21 protein-coding genes are annotated in these 24,175 nt (G+C 50.6%); 14 read left to right on the top strand and 7 right to left on the bottom strand.

Annotated elements, in window-relative coordinates; genetic code table 11:
- The first annotated feature begins 93 nt into the window (after positions 1-93).
- Positions 94-666, top strand: coding sequence for a gamma-glutamylcyclotransferase family protein (locus BZG84_RS06860; RefSeq protein WP_077480713.1), 573 nt, complete (start codon positions 94-96; stop codon positions 664-666).
- Between the two features lie 116 nt (positions 667-782).
- On the opposite strand, the gene BZG84_RS06865 is transcribed toward BZG84_RS06860, so the two are convergent.
- Both BZG84_RS06865 and BZG84_RS06870 read right to left on the bottom strand, forming a co-directional pair.
- Positions 783-1,799, bottom strand: coding sequence for an OmpA family protein (locus BZG84_RS06865; protein WP_077480711.1), 1,017 nt, complete (start codon positions 1,797-1,799; stop codon positions 783-785).
- 218 nt (positions 1,800-2,017) lie between these two features.
- Positions 2,018-2,722 (bottom strand): DUF2786 domain-containing protein, encoded by a 705-nt coding sequence (locus tag BZG84_RS06870; RefSeq protein WP_069588488.1) that lies wholly within the window; start codon positions 2,720-2,722, stop codon positions 2,018-2,020.
- A gap of 175 nt (positions 2,723-2,897) precedes the next feature.
- On the opposite strand from BZG84_RS06870, the gene BZG84_RS06875 reads away from it, so the two are divergent.
- The 4 genes from BZG84_RS06875 to BZG84_RS06890 all read left to right on the top strand — a co-directional run bounded on the left by BZG84_RS06875 (position 2,898) and on the right by BZG84_RS06890 (position 7,722).
- On the top strand, positions 2,898-3,824 hold the full coding sequence (locus BZG84_RS06875) for a hypothetical protein (RefSeq protein ID WP_077480709.1): 927 nt from the start codon (positions 2,898-2,900) through the stop codon (positions 3,822-3,824).
- 98 nt (positions 3,825-3,922) lie between these two features.
- Positions 3,923-6,322: a DNA polymerase II gene (locus BZG84_RS06880; RefSeq protein ID WP_443216373.1), complete on the top strand. Its 2,400-nt coding sequence runs from the start codon at positions 3,923-3,925 to the stop codon at positions 6,320-6,322.
- 59 nt (positions 6,323-6,381) lie between these two features.
- On the top strand, positions 6,382-6,660 hold the full coding sequence (locus tag BZG84_RS06885) for a DUF1289 domain-containing protein (RefSeq protein WP_077457063.1): 279 nt from the start codon (positions 6,382-6,384) through the stop codon (positions 6,658-6,660).
- Between the two features lie 99 nt (positions 6,661-6,759).
- Positions 6,760-7,722, top strand: coding sequence for an ion channel (locus BZG84_RS06890; protein WP_077480705.1), 963 nt, complete (start codon positions 6,760-6,762; stop codon positions 7,720-7,722).
- 77 nt (positions 7,723-7,799) lie between these two features.
- Here the strand turns inward: BZG84_RS06890 and BZG84_RS06895 are convergent, their stop codons facing one another.
- The 4 genes from BZG84_RS06895 to BZG84_RS06910 all read right to left on the bottom strand — a co-directional run bounded on the left by BZG84_RS06895 (position 7,800) and on the right by BZG84_RS06910 (position 11,581).
- A complete protein-coding gene (locus tag BZG84_RS06895) occupies positions 7,800-8,525 on the bottom strand; it encodes a complement resistance protein TraT (protein ID WP_077457073.1) in 726 nt (241 codons plus the stop codon).
- A 221-nt stretch (positions 8,526-8,746) separates the two neighbouring features.
- Positions 8,747-9,025, bottom strand: coding sequence for a 50S ribosomal protein L25 (rplY, locus tag BZG84_RS06900; RefSeq protein ID WP_069588543.1), 279 nt, complete (start codon positions 9,023-9,025; stop codon positions 8,747-8,749).
- Between the two features lie 142 nt (positions 9,026-9,167).
- On the bottom strand, positions 9,168-10,970 hold the full coding sequence (locus tag BZG84_RS06905; protein ID WP_077480703.1) for a DEAD/DEAH box helicase: 1,803 nt from the start codon (positions 10,968-10,970) through the stop codon (positions 9,168-9,170).
- 149 nt (positions 10,971-11,119) lie between these two features.
- A complete protein-coding gene (locus BZG84_RS06910; RefSeq protein ID WP_077678096.1) occupies positions 11,120-11,581 on the bottom strand; it encodes a GNAT family N-acetyltransferase in 462 nt (153 codons plus the stop codon).
- A gap of 287 nt (positions 11,582-11,868) precedes the next feature.
- Here BZG84_RS06910 and rsuA point away from each other — a divergent pair, with 287 nt between their 5' ends.
- From rsuA to BZG84_RS06945, 7 genes are all read left to right on the top strand, one after another.
- A complete protein-coding gene (gene rsuA / locus BZG84_RS06915; protein WP_077480699.1) occupies positions 11,869-12,564 on the top strand; it encodes a 16S rRNA pseudouridine(516) synthase RsuA in 696 nt (231 codons plus the stop codon).
- Between the two features lie 214 nt (positions 12,565-12,778).
- Complete coding sequence (locus tag BZG84_RS06920; protein ID WP_077480721.1) at positions 12,779-14,056, top strand: Bcr/CflA family multidrug efflux MFS transporter; 1,278 nt, start codon at positions 12,779-12,781, stop codon at positions 14,054-14,056.
- Positions 14,053-14,709: a DUF2913 family protein gene (locus BZG84_RS06925; protein ID WP_077678097.1), complete on the top strand. Its 657-nt coding sequence runs from the start codon at positions 14,053-14,055 to the stop codon at positions 14,707-14,709. The genes BZG84_RS06920 and BZG84_RS06925 overlap by 4 nt, the downstream gene beginning before the upstream one ends.
- An 85-nt stretch (positions 14,710-14,794) precedes the next feature.
- Positions 14,795-16,171 (top strand): MATE family efflux transporter, encoded by a 1,377-nt coding sequence (locus tag BZG84_RS06930; RefSeq protein ID WP_274532429.1) that lies wholly within the window; start codon positions 14,795-14,797, stop codon positions 16,169-16,171.
- A gap of 149 nt (positions 16,172-16,320) precedes the next feature.
- Positions 16,321-16,992, top strand: a complete 672-nt coding sequence (locus BZG84_RS06935) for an ABC transporter ATP-binding protein (RefSeq protein WP_077479149.1) — start codon at positions 16,321-16,323, stop codon at positions 16,990-16,992.
- Entirely contained in the window at positions 16,973-19,432 is a 2,460-nt protein-coding gene (locus BZG84_RS06940) for an ABC transporter permease (protein ID WP_077678098.1), read from the top strand. Before BZG84_RS06935 ends, BZG84_RS06940 begins: the two co-directional genes overlap by 20 nt.
- 17 nt (positions 19,433-19,449) lie before the next feature.
- Positions 19,450-20,556, top strand: a complete 1,107-nt coding sequence (locus BZG84_RS06945; protein ID WP_077479151.1) for a lipocalin-like domain-containing protein — start codon at positions 19,450-19,452, stop codon at positions 20,554-20,556.
- Positions 20,557-20,562: 6 nt separating this feature from the next.
- On the opposite strand, the gene cra is transcribed toward BZG84_RS06945, so the two are convergent.
- Positions 20,563-21,576, bottom strand: a complete 1,014-nt coding sequence (gene cra, locus BZG84_RS06950; protein ID WP_077678099.1) for a catabolite repressor/activator — start codon at positions 21,574-21,576, stop codon at positions 20,563-20,565.
- 460 nt (positions 21,577-22,036) lie between these two features.
- Here cra and fruB point away from each other — a divergent pair, with 460 nt between their 5' ends.
- On the top strand, positions 22,037-23,209 hold the full coding sequence (gene fruB, locus BZG84_RS06955) for a fused PTS fructose transporter subunit IIA/HPr protein (protein ID WP_077479187.1): 1,173 nt from the start codon (positions 22,037-22,039) through the stop codon (positions 23,207-23,209).
- Entirely contained in the window at positions 23,206-24,162 is a 957-nt protein-coding gene (gene pfkB, locus BZG84_RS06960; protein WP_077479153.1) for a 1-phosphofructokinase, read from the top strand. The genes fruB and pfkB overlap by 4 nt, the downstream gene beginning before the upstream one ends.
- Positions 24,163-24,175: the final 13 nt, after the last annotated feature.

Consider the following 24,175-nt stretch of genomic DNA (forward strand, 5'->3'; position numbering starts at 1 on the left):
ACAACATTGCCGATATTTTGGCAACTTGGGTGAGAAAAGCAAGGCAAATGCTGGCGTTCTGTAAGGTGAACCTGATAAGGAGTTATTTGGGGAATGTACTTGTTTGGCTATGGCAGTTTAATGAATCCTGCTTCGCGCGCGTTGACCGGAGAGTCAGGGTGGGCGTGCCCGGTAACCGTATCGGGGTTGCAACGCTATTGGAGCAATGTCAGTGAAGCATTGATCTCTCCGTTAGTGGTATTGGAAGGAGACGGCGCGTGCAATGGCGTTTTGGTAAAGATCGCGCCAGACGCGTTGCCTGACTTTGATCGCCGCGAGGCAGGGTATCGACGTCTTTCGCTAGACGTGTCTCGTATTGCACTGCCGAAAGGGATTGCGCTTGAAGGGCCCGTGTACGTGTATGTGGCAGAGGATCGTGTCGCGCCTGATGTGCATAAACCGATCGCGCAGTCGTACATAGATACGGTCATGGCAGGCTGCTTACGCTATTCGTCTGATTTTGCGGCTGAATTTTTACACACCACTCAGGGGTGGGATGCGGCGTATTGTAATGATCGGGCACAGCCGCGTTATCCACGCGTCGCCGGCGTGAGCGATGAAGATAGGGTCATGATTGATGATTTGATGAAAACCCATCTCGGCCAGCATCCCGCTGAAGCGGTATAATTAGACTTACTAGCGAGCCACGTGCAACGTTATTTTGTTTAGATTGAATAAAACAAAGCCACCGCATGAACGGTGGCTTTGTTGATTAGGGGTTGTTCACCTTGTTACCAAGGGATTTATTGTACTTCGACGTAGACAAACTCAGGTGAGGTGACTTCAACGCGACGGTTTTTCGCGCGGCCGTCCACAGTGTCATTGCTAGCAATTGGCGTGGACTCACCTTTACCCATCACGGTTAAACGCTCGGCATCGATGCCCGCATCAACGAATACATCTGCTACCGCTTGTGCGCGACGCTCAGACAGTTTTTGGTTGTAGGCCGCTGGGCCTTTGCTGTCGGTGTGACCGATAATGGTCGCGGTCGCTTCTTCGTGCTGAAGTAGGCGATTGATCAGTGGTTGTAAGGAGGCAGCCGCTTGTGGAGAAAGGGTTGCTTCATCAAAGCCAAACAACTCGGTTTCGCCCGCTTCTGACAAGACGATGGTTTGTGGTTCCGCAACCATTTGTGGCTCTGGCGCCGGCTCAGCCATGACTGGCTCTTCAACCATAGGCTCAGGCATCGGCTCGCTGCTGGTGCGGCCGAAGTGGTAGGTCATACCCACGGTCACAAGGTTATTGTCAACACTTGAGAAGTAGCCGTCGTCCATATCATTAATGTGTTGGTATTCAAGACGTACGTTGATGTTATCGGTCGCTTGGTGATCCACACCGATCGCGCCCATCAATGACACGTCATCGCGATCACCGGCGCTGCTGTTCCAGTTCCACCATGCGCCACCGACTTTACCGTACAACGCGGTATCCGGTTTGAGATGGTAGGCAAATTTAGGGGCCAGTGTTAACGCAGTAAGGTCACCGGCAGCACCGAGTGTTGTTCCTGACTGGTCAAATGAGGTATCAAAACGGCCAAGGTAGTCATAGGTACCTTCTAGCGCGAACCAGTTATTGAAGTTATAACCGGTAACTACGCCTGCCGCTAGCTCTGAGTCGCCGCAGTTAGCGTCAGAGACACAGCTGTCTTCAAGGAATGAAGGACCCACACGGCCACCGAGGTATAGACCGCTATCTTGTTGTGCATAAGCCGCTGGTGCAACGGCTAAAAGCAGGCCTAGGCTTGTCACGACTTTTTTCATGCCACTGTCTCCTAAATAAGGATGATAAGGTATTATTGTTCGCATTAACTATGCGTTGTTATCCAGTCATTTTTGGAACGACCTTCACCCCTAGGCTAGATCTGGATAGTGGGTAACTCAATAGGAAAAAAGAGATTTAACCGAGATTTGACCCAGCCTGACGCAACTGTCTTAGGTATGCGTCAGGCTTGACCGTTGTCGGACAATTCGACAGGGAGTTAGCGTGATTTTGTCTGACTAGTGAGACGTTTTCGTTCGCCTTGTCCGCCCACAGGGCGACTTACAGATACTTGGCGTCCTTTCTTCATGCCTTTCTCGTAATCGTCGGTAATAGCGGCCATAGCGGCTTTTAGCTGTTGCTTGAAGGTTTCTCGATCAATGTTTTCGAACTCTTTGTCGATGTAGCTTTTAATCTTGTCATCGCTGTCACGTGCATCGAGCTGAGGCAGTTTCTCCAGCGCCCCTTCTAGCCAGCCGATAGTAAAAGACTGCACACGGCGCGACACTTCTTGGGTGCTGGTGCCCGAACCGGCAAAACTGTTGCGGAATTGGCCGATATGCTCATTCATCTCGCGATACACCACATCAAAGGCGAATGCGGCGAATATCGCGCGATCGGCATCACCAATAAATTCTGCTTGCTTTAAGCCTTTGTAGTTGATCAGCACACACTCCACGCCAAATCGACCATTGATACCGCGAATGATCTTCAGGATCGGTTCACTTACCGATGTAGGCAGCAGGGTTTCAGAGCGCGTTTTCCCCATGCTGATAAAGTCGATATCGTCTTGGTCGAGGCCATGTTTTCGCATCAGGCGCTCAGCCATCTTAATCGCCTGCGCTGCCTCATTGACGTTCGCTGAGTTACTTAACTCAAGGCATTTGGCGATTTTTTTGAGCGCTTTGCTTTTCGGATCTGACATGCATACTTCCCGAGAACGAACAAACGCGTATTGTATCGCGTCCGTCAATAACAACAAAGCCGTGTTGATGGATAAGAAGGCTTATTGTTCGGTCCTGCATAAAGGGAGGGGGTTGAAAGAAATATCGCGATGACGCGGTCTATGCAGGAGTAAGTGGTTATAAGGAGCCCCATTCATGGGCATGGTCAAGCAAATGAGTCTGTCGTTGCTGGTGTTAATGGTGATCACGGCCAATGGCTACCTTGTGCTGTGGAGCATGGCGGGTGGTCTGGATTCAGCGAGTTTTGTCGCGTTGTGGTTGGCTGGCGGCGCAATCATGGCATGGTTGACGGCGCGTTATCTCTCGAGCAACAAGACGAGCGTCTGTTCCGTTACAACCCATATGTATCCAGCACCGCCAAAACGCGCTGCGTCGCGACTGCCTGATTCACTCTTTTCTCAGCCTACTGATGTATGGCGTATGGCCGCGAGCTTGTTGCTTGCCGTCACATCCGCCTTGTTTGCATGCCGATATCTTGATTTAGGGACGTTGGCATTGATGGTGATGGCCGGCGTCCAAGGTGTGCACGGCCTGATGGCGACGGCAGAACGCAAAGGATTGCACTGGGGCGGCATGATGCTTTTGTTTGCTGGCGTGGGGTATTTATTTGCTCCCGGTATGTACGCCCCCAGCAGTTTAGGGTTGGGTTTGGCACTTGTCGCTGGATTGGCATGGCGTGACTATTGGCAGACGCTGTCTGAACAAACAGATCAGTACCCTAAACAACTCTGTGTTAGTTTTCGGTTGAGTGTTTTACTGGCAATTGCACTGTTAATTTTCGCGTTGCCCGGCTTAACCGTGACGATATCTGGCGCCATAGCGGCGATGATAGTTGGAGCCCTGACGGTGCTCGGGATAATTTATCCTTGGCAGTGGCTTTCTACACAGGTTTCTCTGCTGTGGAAGCATACGTTGTCGGTACTGGTGGTGATCGCCTTAGTTGGTGTGGTGTGGTTGGACGATGGTCAGATGATGAACATGCGTTTAGCCAGTGCGGCTTGTGTGGCCTTTATCGGCGTCATCTTGATGGGAGCGACGCCGCGTGAACAGGTACGAGGTTAAATATATGGCGTGATGAGCAATAAGTTAAACTGTTTATCTATACAGTGCTTTTGTCGGTTTGTTACACTCTCAGTATGATTTCTTGGGTTAGATGCTAAATAGTGGCTTTATCGACAACGTCTCAGCCGTATGTTCAAAAAGGGTTCGTTATTACGCGCCAACAACGTGATCGGGGCGAGTCGAGTACCATCGTGCTGTGGCTCTCTACACCTGATGGACCGGTAAAACTCTGTATTGAGAATCAACAAAGCGTTTTTTTTATTCCTCAAGAAGAGCAACAACGCGCACAAGCACTGCTTCCTTCTATCGATCCGCACGCCTACTGCAAAACCGTCCCGTTGGCGACCTTTCAACATATTCCTTTGGTCGCCTGTTACTTCAGTACCGTCAAACGCGCCCAAGAAGGGCAACGTGTATTAAGTGGTGCTGCCATTCCGCTCTATGAAGGGGATTTGCGTCTTGCGGATCGCTATCTAATGGAGCGCTATATATGCGGCAGCTTGCTGTTTACCGGCAATGCGCGTCAGCGAGCAGGTTACCTCGAAGTGACGCAAGGTAAAGCAAAGGCGCAGGCGTATACGCCACAGTTACGCCATGTATCACTGGATATTGAATGCTCAGAAAAAGGCCAGCTGTACTCGATTGGCTTGGACAGTGACATGGATAGCCGCGTGATTATGGTCGGGGCGCCACAACCCGATGCCCCCGCATGGATAGAATGGGTTAGCGACGAAGTCTCCTTATTATCGGCGCTTGAGCGCTGGTTTACCACCTATGATCCTGATGTGGTGGTGGGATGGAACGTGATTGATTTTGATTTCCGTTTGCTGGTCAAGCGCGCGCAGCGTCACCAAAAGTCACTCCGTATTGGCCGCGGCGGTGAAACTGCCTATTGGCGAGAAGGAAATGCCAATAAGTCTGGTTTTATTAGCTTGGCAGGACGTGTGGTCATTGATGGGATTGATGCGCTGAAAACGGCGACCTATGGCTTTCGCTCTTGGGCGCTTGAGTCAGTCGCGCAAACGCTGCTTGGTGAGGGAAAGGCCATCGACGATCCGCATGATCGGATGGCGTCTATCAATCGCATGTTTCATCACGATAAAGTCGCGCTCGCCACCTATAACTTGCAAGACTGCCGATTGGTTAATCGCATCTTTGCCCATACGCATTTGCTTGATTTTATGATTGAGCGCTCGCGTCTCACCGGTGTCGAGCTAGATCGGGTCGGAGGCTCTGTTGCTGCGTTTACCAACTTGTATCTCCCGCGCTTACATCGCTCGGGGTATGTGGCGCCTAATTTGGCCAGCGATGGTTGGATTGCAAGCCCTGGCGGCTATGTAATGGACTCTAAACCCGGCCTTTATCATTCGGTACTGGTGTTGGATTTTAAGTCGCTGTACCCGTCTATTATTCGCACGTTTTTGATTGATCCGCTAGGGCTGGTTGAAGGCTTAAAGTCACAACAAGCAGGCGAAGAGCACGATATTGTGCCCGGCTTTCGCGGTGGTGTGTTTCACCGAGAAAAGCATTACTTGCCGGCATTGATTGATGATTTATGGCAAGCGCGCGATCGCGCTAAAAAAGCCGGAGAAAAAGCCTTCTCACAAGCGATAAAAATCATCATGAACTCATTTTATGGGGTGCTAGGATCGTCAGGGTGTCGTTTCTTTGATCACCGACTGGCGTCGTCGATTACGATGCGGGGTCATGAGATTATGAAAACCACTCGTGAACTGATTGAGGCACAAGGCTATGAAGTGATCTATGGCGATACAGACTCGACCTTTGTGTCCTTGGGCGGTGATAAGGCGAGTGAGGACGCTGATGCTATTGGTCAATCGCTGGTTGATCACGTTAATAGCTGGTGGCGCCAGCACTTACGAGAAACTTATGATCTCGAATCGGCGCTAGAAATTGAGTATGAAACCCATTATCAGCGTTTTTTGATGCCCACCATTCGCGGCCAAGAAACCGGTAGCAAAAAGCGATATGCAGGTCGCGTCGTGGATAGAGAATCGGGTCACGCTGAGATCGTGTTTAAAGGCTTGGAGACGGTGAGAACCGATTGGACACCGCTTGCACAGCAATTCCAGCAACAGCTCTATCAACGCGTCTTCGATGGTGAAGAGGTGGACGAGTTTATTCGTGAGCTGGTGACCAGCACCAGCAAAGGCGAGCACGATGAACGCTTAGTGTACCGTAAGCGGCTTCGTCGTCCGTTATCGGAATATCAAAAGAATGTGCCTCCCCATGTGCGCGCGGCACGCTTAGCTGATAGCGAAAATCATCAACGTGGGCGCGCTCAGCAGTATCAACGCGGTGGCTGGATTGAATACGTGATCACCGTTAATGGCCCCGAACCCCTTGCTTACCGGCGTAGCCCGATTGATTATCAGCATTATATTGATAAGCAACTTAAGCCTATTGCCGATGGTATTTTGCCGTTTATTGGTAAAGAGTTTGATACCTTAGCCTTGCCACAATTAGGCTTGTTTTAACCAAACTTGCATTTCTGCCCAGTGCCCGCTTGAATGAATAGACGAGCAGGGAGGTAGATGTGGAACAACTGGATTTCTTCGAGGTGCCAAGTCCATGCAAAGGCATCTGCGAAGTGAACAACAAAGGCTATTGCAAGGGGTGTTTTCGCAGTCGCGAAGAACGCTTTCATTGGTTTGAATTAACCAATGAACAAAAACGCAATGTTGTTCGCCTCTGCCATCAGCGTTATGAGCGCATCATGCGTGCCAAGCGTAAACAGATGCGCGATGCTGCCTTAAATACCCAACCGATCCCGCAACAACCCTCATTGTTTGATGATGAGGACCCCACCCAGTAAGCATTCAGCGCACCTTCTCTTTCTCGCTTTGATTTTTTCACTGGCCACGAGTGGCGCCATTACCGAGTGTTTCTAAACTTAGGTAAGGAGGGCGAGGGCATGCGCAGTCAAACTTGTTCATTTAAAAGCAGTAAAGGCTGGTGTTGCGATCAGCCAGCCGGACAGTCCGGGCTATGCTATTGGCATGATCCGGACATTGATAAGTGTGGTCATGACGTAAAAGCAGACGTGGAAAAATGGGCGGCATCAGGAAAACCGCTTGATGGCTTTCAACTTGCCCGAACCGACCTAACAGACATTGATTTAGTGAACCGAGGAAGTCGCGAAGGCTACTCGTGCCAAGGCGCGGATTTTTATCGAGCGAACATGGCTGAAGCGCATTGCTTTGGATTGGATTTACGCGGCGCCTCATTAATGAAAGCCAACTTGCTACGCGCGAATTTAAACTGTGCGCGGCTAGATGGCAGCAACTTGTTAGGCGCAGATCTGGCTCGTGCAGGCCTTGAGAATGTGGACTGGGGAAAAGAGCTCAAGCAAGAACGACTGGCCTACAAAGAGCGTGATCCGGCAAGGCGAAAATCGCTATTTCAAGAGTCCGAAGAAGTCTGCCGAAACGTGCGTAAACAATGCGAAAAGCAGGGGTTATTTGAAGTCGCTGGGTATTTTTTTAAAAAAGAGATGCGGTTTCGGCGCTACCAAATGCCCAAGTTGAGTTTTCGACGTTGGCTTTCCAAGATTGTCGATCTCTTTTGCGGCTATGGTGAAGACCCACTGCGCGTGGTGGTATTTTCTGTTCTGGTGATTGTATCGTGTGCGCTGGCGTATTTTGCCCTTGGCACCACACAAAGCAATCCCATCTATCCAGATGTGACTGGCTGGCAGAGATACTTTTATGAATTGTTGAACGCCGTATATTTTAGTGTTGTCACCTTTACCACCCTCGGTTACGGTGATATATCGCCGCACGGCGTGGCGCGTTTTATTGCCGCCTTTGAAGCGTTTCTTGGCAGCTTTACGATGGCGCTATTTGTTGTCGTATTTGTCAAAAAGATGACGAGATAAAAGCGCGGTGGTGTGTACTATATAGAAATATGTTGATTAGGATAAAAGCGCGCCTCGGCGAAGCGCGCTTAGTTACTTTATAGAAGTCCACTAATTGATTGTACTAAGCCTTGCTTCAACACAGGCTCAGCCTCAGCAAACTCTAGGTTAACTTTATTGGCAGTGGAAAGAACACGTGTTTGATATCGTTTCCATTGTGTTTCTTGGGTTGATGTTACGACCTTCTTACTGTTCGTGCCTTGCGCGAGTTGAGAGTCAAGCGCTTCAGTCACAACGACACCCGCAGAGGCGCGCTCTGAGATTTGTAGGTCGGTAATCATTGAATAATAAACGTCCTCAACCAACGCATCAGCAACCAAGCCAATGGCCGCACCTGCGAGAGATGTTGCACCTCGGCCTGAACCGCCGCCAAATTGAGCACCAACAAGGGCGCCACCAACGGCGCTTCCAAAGCCCTGAGATAGGAAGTTTTCGCTATCACGCAGATCCGATTTACCGACTTGCAGAATATTCGCTTGGATCATGTAGTGAGCTTTATCTGGATTGTCGAGGACTTTATATCCGCGGCTTTCAATATTCGCTTTAATATCAGACTTAATATCGAGATTAGGCTTATCGGAAGTATTGCGAATTTGTAAGAACACGGTGCGTTTTGAAGGAGCCACTGGGTCTAAAAAGACGGTGTTACTCATTTTGGTTTGCACATCAAGGTTACGTTTTTTAACGAGAGTATTGGTGGCTGAGCAGCCCGTTAACATTAACGCCAAGGACATAAATGCAACAACAAAAATGCTTTTTTTCATGGTGGGATATAACATGTGTATTAAAAGGGAGGCTAAGTTAATCAACTTAATAGTCAAATTGGAATGCTGTTATCACGTTCATTCTCCCTTTTTTGATCTAGGTCTCCATTTATGACATTTTCATGACATGTAAATCTTACTTTTGCGCTAGGTCATGAATGCTCGGGATAAAAAAAAGACGCCCGTGGGCGCCTTTTATCACATCATTATTCGCTGAGGAATTAGATGCGGATGAAGTCCATGTGTTCAACTTTTGGCTTGAACGGGTGACGTTGGATGTCTTGTGGCTTCACTTTAACTTCTTGGCCATCGATAACCAGGATGATGCCTTCGTAGAACTCAGGCTTGTCCATTTGGTTAACAACAACTGGGTGGTCAAGTGCGATAGATACAGGCTCTTGGTTACCACCGTAAACGATAGCAGGGAATTTCTTCTGATGACGCAGGCGGCGGCTCGCACCTTTACCTTTCTCTGCGCGTACTTCAGCTTCGAATTTCATCATAATCAATAACTCTCTTTTAGAGTGAAAATACAGTACTGAGCGTAGCGACCTAACTCAATACCCAAAAACGAGCGCGGATAGTAGCACTGCTTGGGGGGTAAAACAAGCCATAACGCGCAGGATGGCGCAATCGCGTGCGTTAGAGGTCGGCGTCGGCGAATTGTTGACCGCGACTTTGGGCAAGCAGTGCATCAAGGCGATCTTGAGAAAGAAAGTCATCAACATCAAAAATCTTTTGGCGTAAGTGCCAAAAACGTCCTTGCTTGCGTGCGACGATAAAGTCCGGTGCCCGAAACCTGTGTTGTGCCGCTGCAATTTTGGTTGCGGCCGTATCGGTAAAGGGACGGTGTCTATCGACCAAATGAGGGCGGACAAAGCGTGCTAGCACATCCTGCTTTTGTTTCTTAGTGGCAAGCGGCCATATTTCATGAAGATCTGTTCCCTCACTGGTGTGATAGGTCACTTTCAACTGTGGTTTTTGATAACGGTTTTTTCCTGCAGTGAGTGACAGATCCACACAGGCCATCACCAGTGCGTCTTTGAGTTTAAGTGCTTCACGGAGCTTTTTGTCCGGATCGACCAATGGCTTGTCACATTGATGACAGCGCCGCGCGGCGATATCGTTATCGGCACCGCATTCATCGCAGAATTTGGCGCGAAAACGGTAACCACATATTTCGCGTTCACCGTCGTCGTCTTCAAAGTACCCTTGGCATTGACGGCCATAATGCTCAATCAAAAAGCCATTGTCGTCGAGTTTCCCCCAAAAGCTGTTATTAAATCCACACGCAGGACAAGGGACGGTAACGAGTTCACTGTCGCTGTCTGGTTTTGGCATGCCGATTTCGGGTTGATACAAGTCGTAGACGTTACCGGCATAATCGAGGATTAAACAGTCTTTTTTCCCGGGCGAAAGGCGCAAGCCACGGCCAGCAATTTGTTGATACAAACTCACTGATTCGGTTGGACGTAAAATGGCAATCAAATCGACGTGAGGGGCATCAAACCCCGTGGTTAGAACAGAGACATTGACCAAGTATTTGAGCTGTTTTTGCTTAAAGGCTTGGATCAGTGCATCGCGTTCAGGGCCGGGTGTATCACCAATAATCAAGGCGGATTCTTGTGGCGGCAGTAGCGCGAGCACTTCCTTCGCGTGGCTGACGGTTGCGGCAAAAATCATGACGCCCTGACGCTGCTTGGCATAGGACATTACTTGCTCAATGATTTGCGGCGTCGCGCGTGGTGTATTGGCCACGACCTTCTCTAGATCGGCTTCACGATAGTAACCGTTGGCGGTGCGAGAGACTTGCGAAAAGTCGTAACTGAGAAGGGGTGCATCCAGCACATGAGCGGGGGTTAAAAATCCTTCATCGAGCAAATGGCTAATCGGCAGCTCGAAGACACAGTCACGAAAAAAGCGCGTTTCAGTGGTGCGGACTTTTCCGCTGGTGTGATACTGATAAATCCAGCCTTGGCCCAGTCGATAGGGGGTTGCGGTGAGTCCCAACACTTTTAATCCGGCATTCACGTTTTGTAAATGGCTAATCACACGGCGATAACTGCTATCTTGATTGTCAGGCACGCGGTGGCACTCGTCGATAACTAGCAGCGAAAACTGATCCGCGAATGCTTCCAAGTTGCGTACCACCGATTGTACCGAGGCAAACACCACTTTTTCGTGTGATTCTTTGCGTCCCAGCCCTGCGGAGAAGATGCCTCCGGTTAGCCCATATCCTTCATACTTAGCATGATTTTGTTCCACGAGCTCTTTCACATGGGCGAGTACGAGAACGCGCCCTTTCGCGATGCGAGCAAGCTCTGCGATCACCAAGCTTTTGCCAGCACCGGTGGGGAGTACGGCGACGGCAGGTGTGCTGTGACGACGAAAATAATGAAGCACACCTTTGACGGCGTCAGACTGATACGGACGAAGGGTATACATAATAATCAGTAATCAACGTTACTCTCAGTGTGTGGGGAAACCACCAAAAGCGTTGGCGGTTTTCGGGATTGGCGATAAATGTGTTCCACAAAAAACGGCCCTTTTGAGGCCGTTTAATTTTACTGACTTATGGAGCGAGGTACAGGACTTTACAGGCGCTTTGACATAATGCAATGCTGACGGCGAGGTTGGTAATCAAATTGCTCATAAAACAAGCGGGCACCTTTGTTACCAATGTTGACCTCGAGGATCACCGCGACACAGTCATGCTGCTTGGCGGTTGCTTCAACTAAGGGGATCACTTGGGAACCGACACCTTGGCGCCGCCAGTTTTGTGCGATAAAAAACTGAYCAATCACGCCCACGCTGCCACCATTTTCAACGCTAAAGCTGTACACCAAGACCAAGTAGCCAATGGTCTCGCACTCGCCATTATGCTCAACATCAATCAGAAATACAGCCCCACGCTCTGGATGTGAGAGTAGCGTTTTAAACGCCGTTTCTACAGGCTCGCGATCGAAGGGAAGCGCTTCATGCTCGTGCTGCGCGCGCGACATGGCGATTAGCGTTTCAAAAGCATTAGCGTCCGGCTGGCGAAGAGAAACAATCATAGTGTTACCTTATTTATCACTGATTAGTCGAGAGACGCCAGTATCATACCCAGTCATTGAATAGGCTCAATCGCCACAACGTGTTGCATTGGCACGATGTGACGGACTCGTCGTCTCGATAAAAAGCCTGCGTGAGGCCTTGCATCTAATTTGTGGATTGGCGATAGCATGAGACAAGTTTATGTCACGGCCGTTCAGTATGCAGGTCAATCCATTGAAACTTGATCTGTGTCTTACTGCCTATGTGACGTATAATCGCCGCAAATACAGGTGTAACGAGCAGTCACATGCGATTAGATAAGTTTTTATGTGAGACCTTAGGGGTGACGCGAAAGCAAGCCGCACGCGTTCTGAAAAGTGAAGTGATTACCGTCAACGGTGAGGTAATCAAATCTGGCGCCGTTAAAATCAGCGACGATGCTGAGGTTGAGTTTGAAGGCCAGCGACTGATGCTGTCTGGGCCGCGTTACTTTATGATGCACAAACCCGCGGGTGTGGTGTGTTCCCATGAAGATGCGTTTAACCCCACGGTATTTGTGCTTTTAGAAGAAGTGAATGCGGAAAAACTGCATATCGCTGGCCGATTAGACGCTGACACAACAGGCTTGTTGTTGTTAACCGACGATGGGCAGTGGTCACACCGTATCACTTCACCCAAGCATAAATGCGATAAAACCTATCGTGTATGGCTAGCGGATCCACTTGCCGATGATGTCGCCGCTCAGTTTGAGCAGGGTGTTATGTTACGCGGTGAAAAAGAAGAGACCTTACCAGCGACGCTCGAAAAAGTGGATGAGTGCGAGGTGCTGCTGACTATTCAAGAAGGGAAGTACCATCAGGTGAAGCGCATGTTTGCTGCGGTGGGTAACCGTGTTGAGGCATTGCACCGTGAGTCTGTTGGGCCGTTATGCTTGGACGAATCCCTTGAGCCGGGCGAATATCGTCCATTGACCGCTGATGAAGTGGCCATGTTTATCAAATAAAAGCACGCCCTAGGCATTCCGTTATCCGCTCAGTGATGAAAAATGGGGTGTCTTTTTTAGGAGTCTGTCAGTCAGGCTCCTTTATATTTCCGCCGAAGACTGTTTTTTTGTTGCGAGAGAGACAATCTGCGCCCAGATTTCATGCTGGGTGTCGTTGCTTATTGCGCTATGCAATAACAACAAAAAGAAAGACATTCTTTCCCGCACAGAAACAATAAACTGTTACAATTCGATCTACCTCACGTTATTTCCTGTTGCTCTGTCTTTCACGTTAAGGAGTGTTATGTCGCAATCATCGGCTGTCACGGCGTCACCGACACAACTCAGTTGGCTTTTGATTATCATTTTGGGCGCGATCGCGGCGCTGACACCTCTTGCCATCGATATGTACTTGCCTGCGATGCCAGCCATCGCTGGCGATTTGGGGGCACCCAATAGTGCAGTGAAGTCGACCCTAGTGGCATATACGGCCGGATTTGCGATTGGCCAGCTCTTTCACGGACCAATCTCCGACAGCTATGGACGCAAGCCGGTAATGCTTGGCGGGGTGATGCTGTTTTTTATCTGCGCTGTCGTCAGTGCGCTCGCCGAAGACATCAACGTATTGATGCTGGCTCGCTCTACCCAAGGCTTTGCTGGAGCCGCGGCCGCCGTGATCATTCAAGCCTTGGTGCGTGATATGTTCGAGCGTGAAGAGTTTGCACGCACCATGTCATTTATCACCTTGGTGATGACCATTGCACCGCTTGCTGCTCCCATGATTGGCGGCTATTTGCTGACGTGGTTCGATTGGCGTGCGATTTTTTGGGTATTGGCCGGCTGGGCGTGTTTTGTGATGGTCTGTATTGTGGTGAAAATTCCCGAGACCTTGCCCCAAAATCATCGTCCGCCGCTGCGTATCGGTGCTTCGCTGCGTAACTATGCGCGTATGCTGAAAACGCCGTTTGCGGTCGGTATGATCTTTTGCTCTGGCTTCTCTTTTGCTGGCATGTTCTCGTTTCTTACCGCCGGCTCGTTTGTCTATATCGACTATTACGGCGTCAGTGCCAAGGCATTTGGTTATCTGTTTGGCCTTAACATTGTTTGCTTGATCATCATGACCTTTTTGAATGGTCGGCTGGTGCGCAAAATGGGCTCTCACTGGATGTTGCGTTTCGGCTTGGCGATTCAGCTGGTTGCCGGTATCGCGATTGCAGTCTGTCAGTGGTTAGACCTTGGTCTTTGGGGAACCGTGATCCCCGTGATGACTTACGTCGGTGTGATTTCGACTATCGGCAGTAACAGCATGGCTTGTTTACTGTCTTGTTATCCCCAAATGGCCGGTACCGCATCGTCGCTGGCAGGGACGATGCGCTTTGGTATTGGCTCGTTAGTCGGGGCTGGGGTAGCGGTCGTCTCTGATGGCACGCCGTGGGGGATGATTGGCGCTATCGCGATTTGTGCGATACTCTCTGCCGCTTTCTATTGGTTACTCGCGCGAAAAGAACCATGAGTTACGTGACCCATATCCAGACGGTAGTGAATACCGCGTTTGCAGACATTGAAGCCGCTATTGCGGCGCGAAAACTCGTTGATGCTCCCGCTGCTCGAGAAGCGTTTTTAGGACGTTGGGTGGCACAAGCGGCCAAAAAACAGCGCTTCCATCACAGTGTGAAAGCCGATCTACAACGTTGGGTGCAGCGTGCCCGTAGTGCGGGCACCAAAGCGGCGTTAGAAGCGGAATTTCGTCAAATTCAATCGGTTTACCAAGCTTGGTTCCCGGTGAGTGCGCCGGCTAACGCCGTGATGCACACCCAGCTATGTCAGCTAATCGATGCGGCAAAAGCGGCGCAGTGGATGGTGCATACTGACGCTACCATTGACCGCAAAGTAAGAGTGATCTCTGACGGGCAGCATTCATTGGCAGTGTGTCCCGATGCGACTCAAGCGGCTTTTGACTCAGAGGGCGTACTGGTTAAGCCGTTAAGTGTGTACGTGCGTGGCCCAGAAAACACCTTTATTGGTTGGGCACATCAAGCAGGATTAGCACCGACGAAAGTGACTGCCTATAAGTCAATCGTGAAATACCATGCCGAGTATCTCATTTGGCCACAAAACCAAGCAGATAGTTTGATGGTGATGCCCGTACCGACAACCCAAAAATAATCGATATAAACCGCCAGTTGGCGGTTTTTTCTTCATATAAAGGCAAGTACACTAAGGCCATTCTCGTTGTTGCGTGGAGTCGCCTGTGTCTGCCTTGTCTCGTCCTTTCTTTGATGCTGTTTTTCTCAAGCGTTTACTGTTAATTGCGATTCCCATTGCGCTGCAAACCATGATGTTTTCCAGCCGCAGCTTGGTGGATATTTTAATGGTGGGGCAGTTGAGTGAAGCCGATGTCGCGGCGATTGGCATCGCCGGGAAAGCGATGTTTGTCTCAACGTTATTGATTTTTGGCGCGATGACGGGTGGATCCATGCTGGTTGCCCAGTATTGGGGCGCAGGTAATATGCAGGGCTTTCGCGAGAAAATTGCACTCACGGTAACCTTGACCAATGCCACCGCCGCACTCAGTGCACTCATTTTTTGGCTCTACGCAGATTCGATTATTAGTGTTGCCAGTGATAACCCCACTGTGATTGCGTTAGGAAAAGATTATCTGCAAATCGCGGGTCTGTCGCTTTTTTGTCTGGCGAGTGTGTCAGGGTTAGCTGCTGGTTTGCGTGCCATGCACAAGCCAGGGATCAGCACGTTTTTCAGTGGCGTGGGGATCAGCGTTAACATCCTCTTGAACTGGGTGTTTATTTTCGGTCACTGGGGGGCGCCTCAAATGGGCTCCAAGGGTGCCGCAGTCGCGACCGTATTGAGTGGCATTGTAGAAATGCTGGCTTTATACCTGTACTTGTACCAGCGCCAACATCTTGTTGCTTTTTCGCGCGCGGAATGGGTCTCATCCCTGACACTGAAAGCCGTCAAGCGCTTCTTGGCATTGTCCTTGCCCACCGCCTTTAATTTTTTAATGTGGTCGTCAGGATTGTTCGTTTATCACGCGATTATTGGTCATGTGAATGAGGCCGGACTTGCCGCCATCGCGGTCATCACGCCGGTTGAATCCTTATCTTTATCGTTTTTGATCGGCACGGCTAATGCTGCCGCCGTGTTGGTGGGGAATAATCTCGGCGCCAAGCAAACCGAGACTGCGTACCAACAAGCTTGGCAAGTGGGCGTGTTTAATTTTATTGCCGGTGTGTTTATTGCGCTGGTGATGTTAGCGATTCAACCTTGGGTGCTAGGTTTTTTCCCTGCCTTGACCGGAGAAACGGCGCAAATCACCGCATACTTCTACTGGGCAATGTGCGCGCTTATCGTGGTAAAAACCATTCCGATGGCAATGATCGTCGGGGTGTTGCGTGCGGGTGGTGACGTGCGTTACTGCTTAGGGCAAGATTTTGTTGCCCAGTGGTTGATCGGTATTCCTGTGGTGCTGGCATCCGCGGTGGTGTTTGAGTGGCCGGTTTATTGGGTTTATGCCTTATTGGCGACCGAAGAGCTGGTAAAGTGGGTCGGCTCGCTCATCCGTGTTAAATCCGGTGTATGGCTGAACAATTTGGTTAGCGACAGCAATTGATTTTGTTATCAAATAATAATGGGAAGCTGCCCACAGTTTTTAGCCCTTTTCTCAGCGTGTTAATTGGGGTACATTGCGAATTCGTTCAGACAGTGTGACTTACTTCTCGTTTATCGCTGCTTTTATGACGTTAAAGGGTACGAATTGGCATGTTAGCAATTAAGGCGCTGTGTAAGGGCTATCAGGATGGAAGTGATTTTCATCCCGTGCTGCAAGGTGCCGCTTTGTCTGTTTCTCCCACCCATCAATTGGCCTTGATGGGGGAAAGTGGGTCGGGCAAAAGCACGCTACTTAATCTGATTGCCGGCTTGGACAAAGCCGACAGCGGTGAAATCTGGTTTGATGATAAACCGCTTCATCAAATGAATGAGCGCGAGCGTACCCAATTTCGTCGCCAGAATGTTGGCTCTATTTTTCAGCAGTTTAACCTACTACCAACCCTGACCATTGCCGACAACATCCGCTTTTGCCGTCAACTTAAAGGCTTGAAAGACGATGCAGCGCTGTGGCGTCAGATTGTCTCCCAACTTGATTTGATGCCGTTGTTGAATCGTTACCCCGAAGAAGCCTCGGGAGGGCAACAACAGCGCACCGCGATTGCTCGCGCGCTATATATGGAACCCAAGCTGTTATTGGCTGATGAACCAACGGGAAGCCTCGATGAGCGTAATGCGGATGCCGTCATGCGGCTACTTACCACATTAACGCGCCAACAAGAAGCGGGCTTGTTGGTGGTTACGCACAGTGAAACTGTTGCCAATTACTTACAAGGTAGCGTCATGCTGCAAGGGGGCGTGCTCAGTGTTCGGGCCCGTCGCTAATGCGTTATGGGGGCATTATCGCCGCCATCCTTTTCAAATTTTACTCGTTTGGCTGGGGCTTACCTTAGGTGTCTCCTTGTTGGTGGGCGTATTATCAATCAACCAACACGCGCAAAAAAGCTACCGAGAAGGGGCCAAGCTATTTAGTAATCCCTATCCGTTTAGCATTCATCATACTCAACGCACGCAGCGCGTACCGCAAGCGTTTTATATCGATTTACGTCGGGCGGGATTTACCCAATGTGTGCCGATCGAGCGTTTACAAGTTGTGACGCCGTCACTTGATGATCTCAACCTGATGGGCGTCGATACGATCGCGATGTTACCGATGCTCAGCGAAGGTGATGGCGGTGAGGGCATTTCTCCCGTCGATGCGATGTCTCCACCTTATCCCGTTTACGTTGGGGAAGCGATGGCGTCGCACAAGGGTTGGCAATCGGGACAAATGATCCCCTTGCTAGATTATCCGGCGATTGGCCCGTTGCGTATTGTCGATAACGATGCGCTTAGTATGGGCACCTACTTAGTAGCGGATATGGCGCTATTACGCGCCTTGGCTCCTCATGCCGGCATTAGTGAAGTCTTGTGTGGCACACTGAGTCAGGCCGAGCGCGAGCAGATCCGCCAATTATTACCCCCCGCTTTAACACTCGCGAAAACCCAAACTACCCAGTTAGGGCCACTTACCAACGCATTTCACCTCAATTTATTGGCAATGGGATTGCTCGCGTTCGTGGTGGGGTTGTTCATTTTCTATCAAGCCATTTCTCTTTCAATGACGCAGCGTCAGCCACTGGTCGGCGGCTTACGTCAATTAGGCGTAGACGGTCGACAGTTGTCACTGGTGATGGCGATTGAGTTAGTCGGCTGGGTCGTCCTAGGTGTGATCAGCGGGAATGTGCTTGGGTTATTGCTTGCTAAACAACTGCTTCCTGCGGTCGCCACGACATTGTCTGACCTATATGGTGCCGAAGTTGACTTGATCATGCACTGGCAATGGCAGTGGGGGTTGTACAGTGTGTTGTTAGCCTTGCTGGGGGCTGCAATGGCATCGGCTTGGCCACTCATCCGCTTAATAAAAACGCCTTCGGGACGCTTATCGCAGCGGATGACCTTATTACGCGGTACACGTCGAGAGTTTTCGGTACAAGCGGTATTGGCGTTGTTGCTTGCGGTAGCTGCGTGGGGCGTGTCGTATTGGCCTAGCAGCCAGTGGCAAGGCTTTACGTTAATTTCGCTAACCATGCTAAGTGCTGCGTTGGTCTTACCCTATTTGTGTGGCGGCTTATTTCATCTATTGGCGCAATGGCACCAAGGCGCACGTTGGCGTTGGTTTTTTACTGATGCGGCGGCCAGTTTAAGCTATCGCGGTGTGGCGGCAATGGCCTTTATGTTGGCGGTGTCGGCACATATTGGCATGGAAACCATGGTGGGCAGCTTTCGTGCTAGCACCGAAACATGGCTACAGCAGCGGCTGGCGGCGGATGTGTATGTTCGTCCTAGTAATGAGCTATTGCCCCGCATGGAATCTTGGCTGGTTAAGCAAGACAATGTCTCGCAGTTTTGGACAACGTATCGTCGTGAGCTCGATGCACCGCAAGGCCGACTTGAAGTCCTCTCGGTTGGTAATCGTCCCCTCGAGAAACAAGCACTAGCGATCAAGAACGCCCAACCGGATTATTGGTCGCAGCTCCATCAGCAACGAGCCGTATTACTCAGCGAATCGCTGGCCGCAAAATTCGGTGTGGAAGCGGGTGAAATGGTGAATTTACCCGCCCCGATGGGAGAGCGATGGCAAGTCGCGGGTGTCTATTATGATTACGGGAACCCCTACGGTCAGTTAGTGGTATCTGCGCGCGGTGACGTAGGAAATTGGTTAACTGCTGGCAGGCCATCGATGGCGGTTGTCCTCGATCAAGGCGTTGAAAGCGACCTGTTTATTGCGCAGATTCGTCGGACATTCTCACTAAGTAACGGCCAAGTTCAAAACCAAGCCGATATCATGCAGTACGCGATGCGCATTTTCGACCGTACGTTTACGGTGACCGAAAGTCTGTGTGTATTGATGCTGATTGTTGCCATCAGTGGTCTGTTTTTCTCTACGTTGGCCACCGAATTGTCTCGCCAGCGTCAGTACAGTTTGTTGCGTTGTCTAGGGTTGTCGGGGCGCGAGTTGATTGCGCTCGGAGGCGGGCAGTTGGTGATCATCGGGGTTGCCAGCGCTGTGATCGCAATTCCGTTAGGGCTACTGCTGGCGGGGATGCTAATCCATGTGGTGCTCAAAGCGTCCTTTGGTTGGACGATGACCATGAGCTTTTTCCCGCTCACCTATGCCACCACTATCGGGCTATCAATGCTTGCATTAATGTTGGCTGGTGCTTGGCCCGTCTATCGCATGATGAAGCGTACTGCAGCCGTCTCTTTGCGTGACGCGCAGTAACGGCAGGAGTTAGTGGGATGAAAGTAAGTCGCAAACTGTTTGGCTCCATGCTGGTGATGATGTTAGCCATCGCGCTGGGGAGTCTGATTTGGTGGGGGCGTCAGCCTGCGCCCCAAAGCAGCGCATCGACAGGCTTTGATGTGTTTGCCCAGCAGTCTGGTTTTCAAGCCGTGACCCCCGATTATCACCCGGAATATCCGAAAGATATGGCGGCCCATCCTGGCTTTGCCACTGAATGGTGGTATTTAACCGCCACACTTGAAGATAGCCAAGGCCAAGCCTACGGCGTGCAATGGACCCTGTTTCGCCGCGCGATTCGACCCGAGCAGGCGCTTGGCTGGGCTAGCCCACAACTCTATATGGCACATGTCGCGATAACACGCGCAGATCAGCAGTGGGAATCAGAACGGTTTGCCCGCGGAGGCATTGGTCAAGCCGGCGTGACGTTGTCACCATTTCAGGCGTGGTTGGATGATTGGCAATGGCAAGGTCAAGCCGATCCTTTTCCGGCTACAGTTGAAGCACAATTTGAGGCACAGAATACTGAGGTGGGCTTTGCTCTGCAGGTTGAAGACAGTGGTCTGAGAGTGAAGCAGGGCGAACAGGGGTATAGCATTCGTCATGAAAGTGCGCCGTCGGCCTCTTATTATTTCTCGGTGCCCCAATTACGCATTACAGGCTCCTTGACGCTCGACGGCAAGTCTTTTTCTGTGACAGGGAGAGGGTGGTTTGATAAAGAATGGTCGAGCGGTGCCATGGCCGACGACCAATCCGGATGGGATTGGTTTGGTTTGAATCTAGACGATGGGCGCGCGCTGATGGTGACTCAAATCCGCGGCCCAAAGCCCTTTGTATTTGGCTCTTTGACTTCGGCCGATGGCAAGGTGCGATCACTTGATAAACATGCAATACGCATGGTGCCGGTCAACCACGCCACACTTTCCGATAAACGTACACTGCCAGTGGGTTGGCAAATACGTGTTCCCGATGAAGGGATCAACGTGACCACGCAGCCTCTAAACCCAGATAGCTGGATGGCGTTAAGCATCCCATATTGGGAGGGACCCGTGCGTGTCGAAGGGAGCGTGAGCGGCCGTGGCTTTATGGAAGCCACGGGTTACTGATCATAATTAGCTTAAACCGACCCAAGCCTGAGTTTGATGCGGGCGCCAAATCGGTTGACGATCGACGGTGATCACACCGGGTTGGTTGTCGCCTTCGGCGGCTGAAATAGCGAGGCTTAACGCGGCATCGCTAATCGCATCAAATTGCTGTGGAAGCGACTGCACCCCAAAAGGTAAAAAGTCCAAGATGCGACTGTCCCCGAATGTGGCAAAGTATAAGGCGGTCGGCGCAATGCCTGTTTGCCGGATAGCATCCAATACGCCCTCACATAGGGTGAATGAGGTGGTAAGCAAGGCATCGGGTAAATCGCCAGCGTTTATCCATTCAGTCATTAACCGTTGACCTTCGCTGCGGCTAAAGGCGTTGCCATAGCGCACTTGTCCATCCACATTGCCGACCTCCAATGCGTTACGAAAGCCTTTTTCACGCTCTTGCGAGATGGCTAAAGAGGGGACGGCACCAATCAATCCTGCCTGATATACATCGCTAGGCGCAATAAGTGTCTCGGTTAATTGATACGCACCTTTGGCATCATCACTCAATACATTGGCGAACTGGGTCGCGTCTAGTTGTCGGTCGATAGCCACCACAGGTGTGCCTTTTCGCTGCACATCAGGATAAAAAGCATTATCCGCTGGCAGACACGAGGCGACGATCAACGCGTCAATCTTTCGAGAAATCAATGTAGTGGCAAGGGTTTGCTCGCGCTGAGGATCATCATCCGAGCCGGTGATAATCACTTGGTAGCCTTGATCATGGGCTTTGCGCTCTAGCAATTTGGCCAAGAGGGCATAACTGCTGTTGGCAAGATCAGGAACCACCAATCCGAGGGTACGTGTTGTTCCTGCCCGTAGCGCAGTTGCGGCACGGTTGGGTTGATAGTTATGTTGGTCAACAACCGCCATCACCCGTTCTCGGGTCTTAGCGCTGATCCGATAACGATCGGCTTTTCCGTTAATCACGTAGCTGGCCGTGGTGCGTGACACGCCGGCAAGGCGTGCTATCTCATCGAGCTTCATAGAAAGGATCCCGTATCAGGCCAATCGTTATTGATGGCTTTGTGAATGCGATCAAAGTTTGCACACATCCGATCAAGATTATGTTTGCATTATAAGCTAAAACGATTCAGCCTTAAAGCTGAAAGGTTTCAGCTGTTCTGTATGACACTACTTTTGTCACATATTTTCCAAAGACAGGACGGCAAAGAGTGAGACCGGATTCAACGTTGCGATAAATAGACCCAAAGACAACACCTTTGAGGTCTGACTGTAACCAAAAGCTGAAACGATTCAGCTTGGCGTGAGTTGAGTGATACGAACCATCTCGCGCCTTCAAGGATTGAACAGAATGTGAGTCGATGATGCAGGCATCCGTCTGGCTCACCTTCTACGATTTACCATGCAGTTGCTGCGATGCGGTGATTGTAATGAGCCCAATATATTGCGTGCGCAAGGCGCACAAACGAAGAGGATTAACCTCATGCTCGCACTAACAGCACAAGATATCTATTTACAGCAGTCTGCCGCCTCGAAAGAAGAGGCGATCAAAGCTATGGCCACGCGACTGATTGACAAAGGATTGGTCGCGCCCGGTTATCAAGCGGGTATGTTGGCGCGAGAAGCGCAAACGAGCACCTATTTAGGCAATGGTATCGCGATCCCGCATGGCACCACAGACACCCGTGATCAAGTAAAACAAACGGGTGTGCAAGTGTGTCACTTCCCACAGGGCGTAGACTGGGGAGACGGTGAAACAGCCTATCTTGCCATCGGTATTGCGGCGAAGTCAGATGAGCACCTGACAATCCTACGCCAATTGACCCACGTGTTATCACAAGACGGCATTGAAGCGCAGTTGAAACATATTGAGAGCGCAGACGCTATATTGGCACTCCTCAATGGCGATACGAAGAAAAGTAATCAGGGTTTTACGTTTACCTCAGATATGATTTTAAGTGGTTTCCCAGCGCGAGATATCACCACACTGCAAGCAGCCGGCGCGGGACTTTTGAAAAATAAAGGATGCCTAGATACCTCAGGAGTTGGTCATCTGATTGCCGCAGTGCCTGTTCATTTGGGTGAGGGGCATTGGGTGTTAGGTATTGCAAATGGCGTGTCTCACACTGGGGTGTCGCTTGTCATGCCTTCTGAGCCATTGAATATCGGTGAGCATGTCGCCCATGCTTTATGGTGTTTTGCGGCCAATAATGACGCGCACATAGCCCTGCTTGCCAAGCTGACCCAACTCAAAGCAGAGGGTAAATTGAACAGCCTTATCAACCAATCACCTGACGCGCTTGTGTCGGCGGTCATGCATTCGGATGCCGCTGACATAGAGACTGTGCAGCCACCAGCACCCGCGGCGAATATTGAGGGTGAATCGGGACTATTTACCATTACCAATGCACATGGCCTGCATGCGCGACCCGGCGCCATGCTGGTGAACACCGCCAAAAAATTTAGCGCGGATATTCAAGTGGCCAATGCTTCCACCCAATCGACTGCCGTCAACGCGAAGAGCTTGATGAAAGTCATTGCTCTAGGAGTAAAACATGGCCATCAGCTTCAGTTTACCGCCCAAGGGAGTGATGCGCAGGAGGCGATAGCCGCCTTGGGTGAAGCTATTCGTCAAGGCTTAGGAGAACACGCATGAGTGCAATCTTAACCGTGACCTTTAATCCTGCTCTCGATATGACGGGGGCGCTTGGTATCTTGCAAGCTGGCGATGTCAACTTAGTGCAAAAGTACAACCTGCATCCTGCAGGGAAAGGGGTGAATGTGGCGCGGGTGTTGGCTGATTTGGGCGCTAAAGTGACGGTATCTGGCTTTTTGGGTGAGGAAAATCAAGACCCTTTTGCGCACTTATTTGTTGAGCATGGCATTTGTGATCGCTTTTTACGCGTACCGGGCGTGAGTCGAACAAATGTCAAACTGGTAGAAAAAGACGGTCGTGTCACGGATCTCAACTTCCCGGGAATGGCAGTGGAAGGGCGCGATATTGAGGCGCTCACGCATACCTTATTGGAATTAGCTGATGGGCATGACTGGATTGTACTGGCAGGTAGCTTACCGCCAGGCGTCAATGCTGATCAGCTCAGTGACTGGGTTCAGGCTCTCACCGAGGCCGGTAAGCAGGTGATTGTCGATACTAGTCAGCATGCTCTGCGTGCTGCGGTGTCCGCCAAGCCTTGGCTTGTGAAACCCAATGAAGCTGAGCTTGCTCAGTGCTTGAACGCGCCAATCAGTAATGAACTCGATACCTTATTGGCACGTGGTGAACAACTATTCCAACAAGGGATTGCCAATGTGGTGATTTCTCGTGGTGTAGATGGTGTGCTGTGGCGCAACCATCAAGGTTGGCTGCAGGCCGTCGCACCTGCGCAAGAGGTCGTCAGTACCGTTGGTGCGGGAGATTCACTGGTTGCTGGTTTGGTATGGGGATGCCAAGCCGGTGAAGAAAAAGCGACGGTACTTCGTCGAGCGGTCGCGCTATCTGCGCTGGCGGTCACCCAAGTGGGTGTCGGTGTCTCTGATATCGACCGCGTTTATCAAATGATAGAAAAAATTAGCGTGTCACCGGTCACTGTGTCCGCACACGCCGAATAAACAATCCAAGAGT

Origin of the sequence: Salinivibrio sp. PR932 (assembly GCF_001996125.1) — a bacterium.
Taxonomy (GTDB): Bacteria; Pseudomonadota; Gammaproteobacteria; order Enterobacterales; family Vibrionaceae; genus Salinivibrio; species Salinivibrio proteolyticus.

Coding starts and splice junctions, on each gene's coding strand:
- BZG84_RS06895 (WP_077457073.1), bottom strand. CDS start 8,525: ATGAAAAAAAGCATTTTTGTTGTTGCATTTATGTCCTTGGCGTTAATG.
- BZG84_RS06935 (WP_077479149.1), top strand. CDS start 16,321: ATGTTAGCAATTAAGGCGCTGTGTAAGGGCTATCAGGATGGAAGTGAT.
- BZG84_RS06905 (WP_077480703.1), bottom strand. CDS start 10,970: ATGTATACCCTTCGTCCGTATCAGTCTGACGCCGTCAAAGGTGTGCTT.
- BZG84_RS06865 (WP_077480711.1), bottom strand. CDS start 1,799: ATGAAAAAAGTCGTGACAAGCCTAGGCCTGCTTTTAGCCGTTGCACCA.
- BZG84_RS06925 (WP_077678097.1), top strand. CDS start 14,053: ATGAGTTACGTGACCCATATCCAGACGGTAGTGAATACCGCGTTTGCA.
- BZG84_RS06875 (WP_077480709.1), top strand. CDS start 2,898: ATGGGCATGGTCAAGCAAATGAGTCTGTCGTTGCTGGTGTTAATGGTG.
- fruB (WP_077479187.1), top strand. CDS start 22,037: ATGCTCGCACTAACAGCACAAGATATCTATTTACAGCAGTCTGCCGCC.
- cra (WP_077678099.1), bottom strand. CDS start 21,576: ATGAAGCTCGATGAGATAGCACGCCTTGCCGGCGTGTCACGCACCACG.
- BZG84_RS06945 (WP_077479151.1), top strand. CDS start 19,450: ATGAAAGTAAGTCGCAAACTGTTTGGCTCCATGCTGGTGATGATGTTA.
- BZG84_RS06870 (WP_069588488.1), bottom strand. CDS start 2,722: ATGTCAGATCCGAAAAGCAAAGCGCTCAAAAAAATCGCCAAATGCCTT.
- BZG84_RS06890 (WP_077480705.1), top strand. CDS start 6,760: ATGCGCAGTCAAACTTGTTCATTTAAAAGCAGTAAAGGCTGGTGTTGC.
- rplY (WP_069588543.1), bottom strand. CDS start 9,025: ATGAAATTCGAAGCTGAAGTACGCGCAGAGAAAGGTAAAGGTGCGAGC.
- rsuA (WP_077480699.1), top strand. CDS start 11,869: ATGCGATTAGATAAGTTTTTATGTGAGACCTTAGGGGTGACGCGAAAG.
- BZG84_RS06860 (WP_077480713.1), top strand. CDS start 94: ATGTACTTGTTTGGCTATGGCAGTTTAATGAATCCTGCTTCGCGCGCG.
- pfkB (WP_077479153.1), top strand. CDS start 23,206: ATGAGTGCAATCTTAACCGTGACCTTTAATCCTGCTCTCGATATGACG.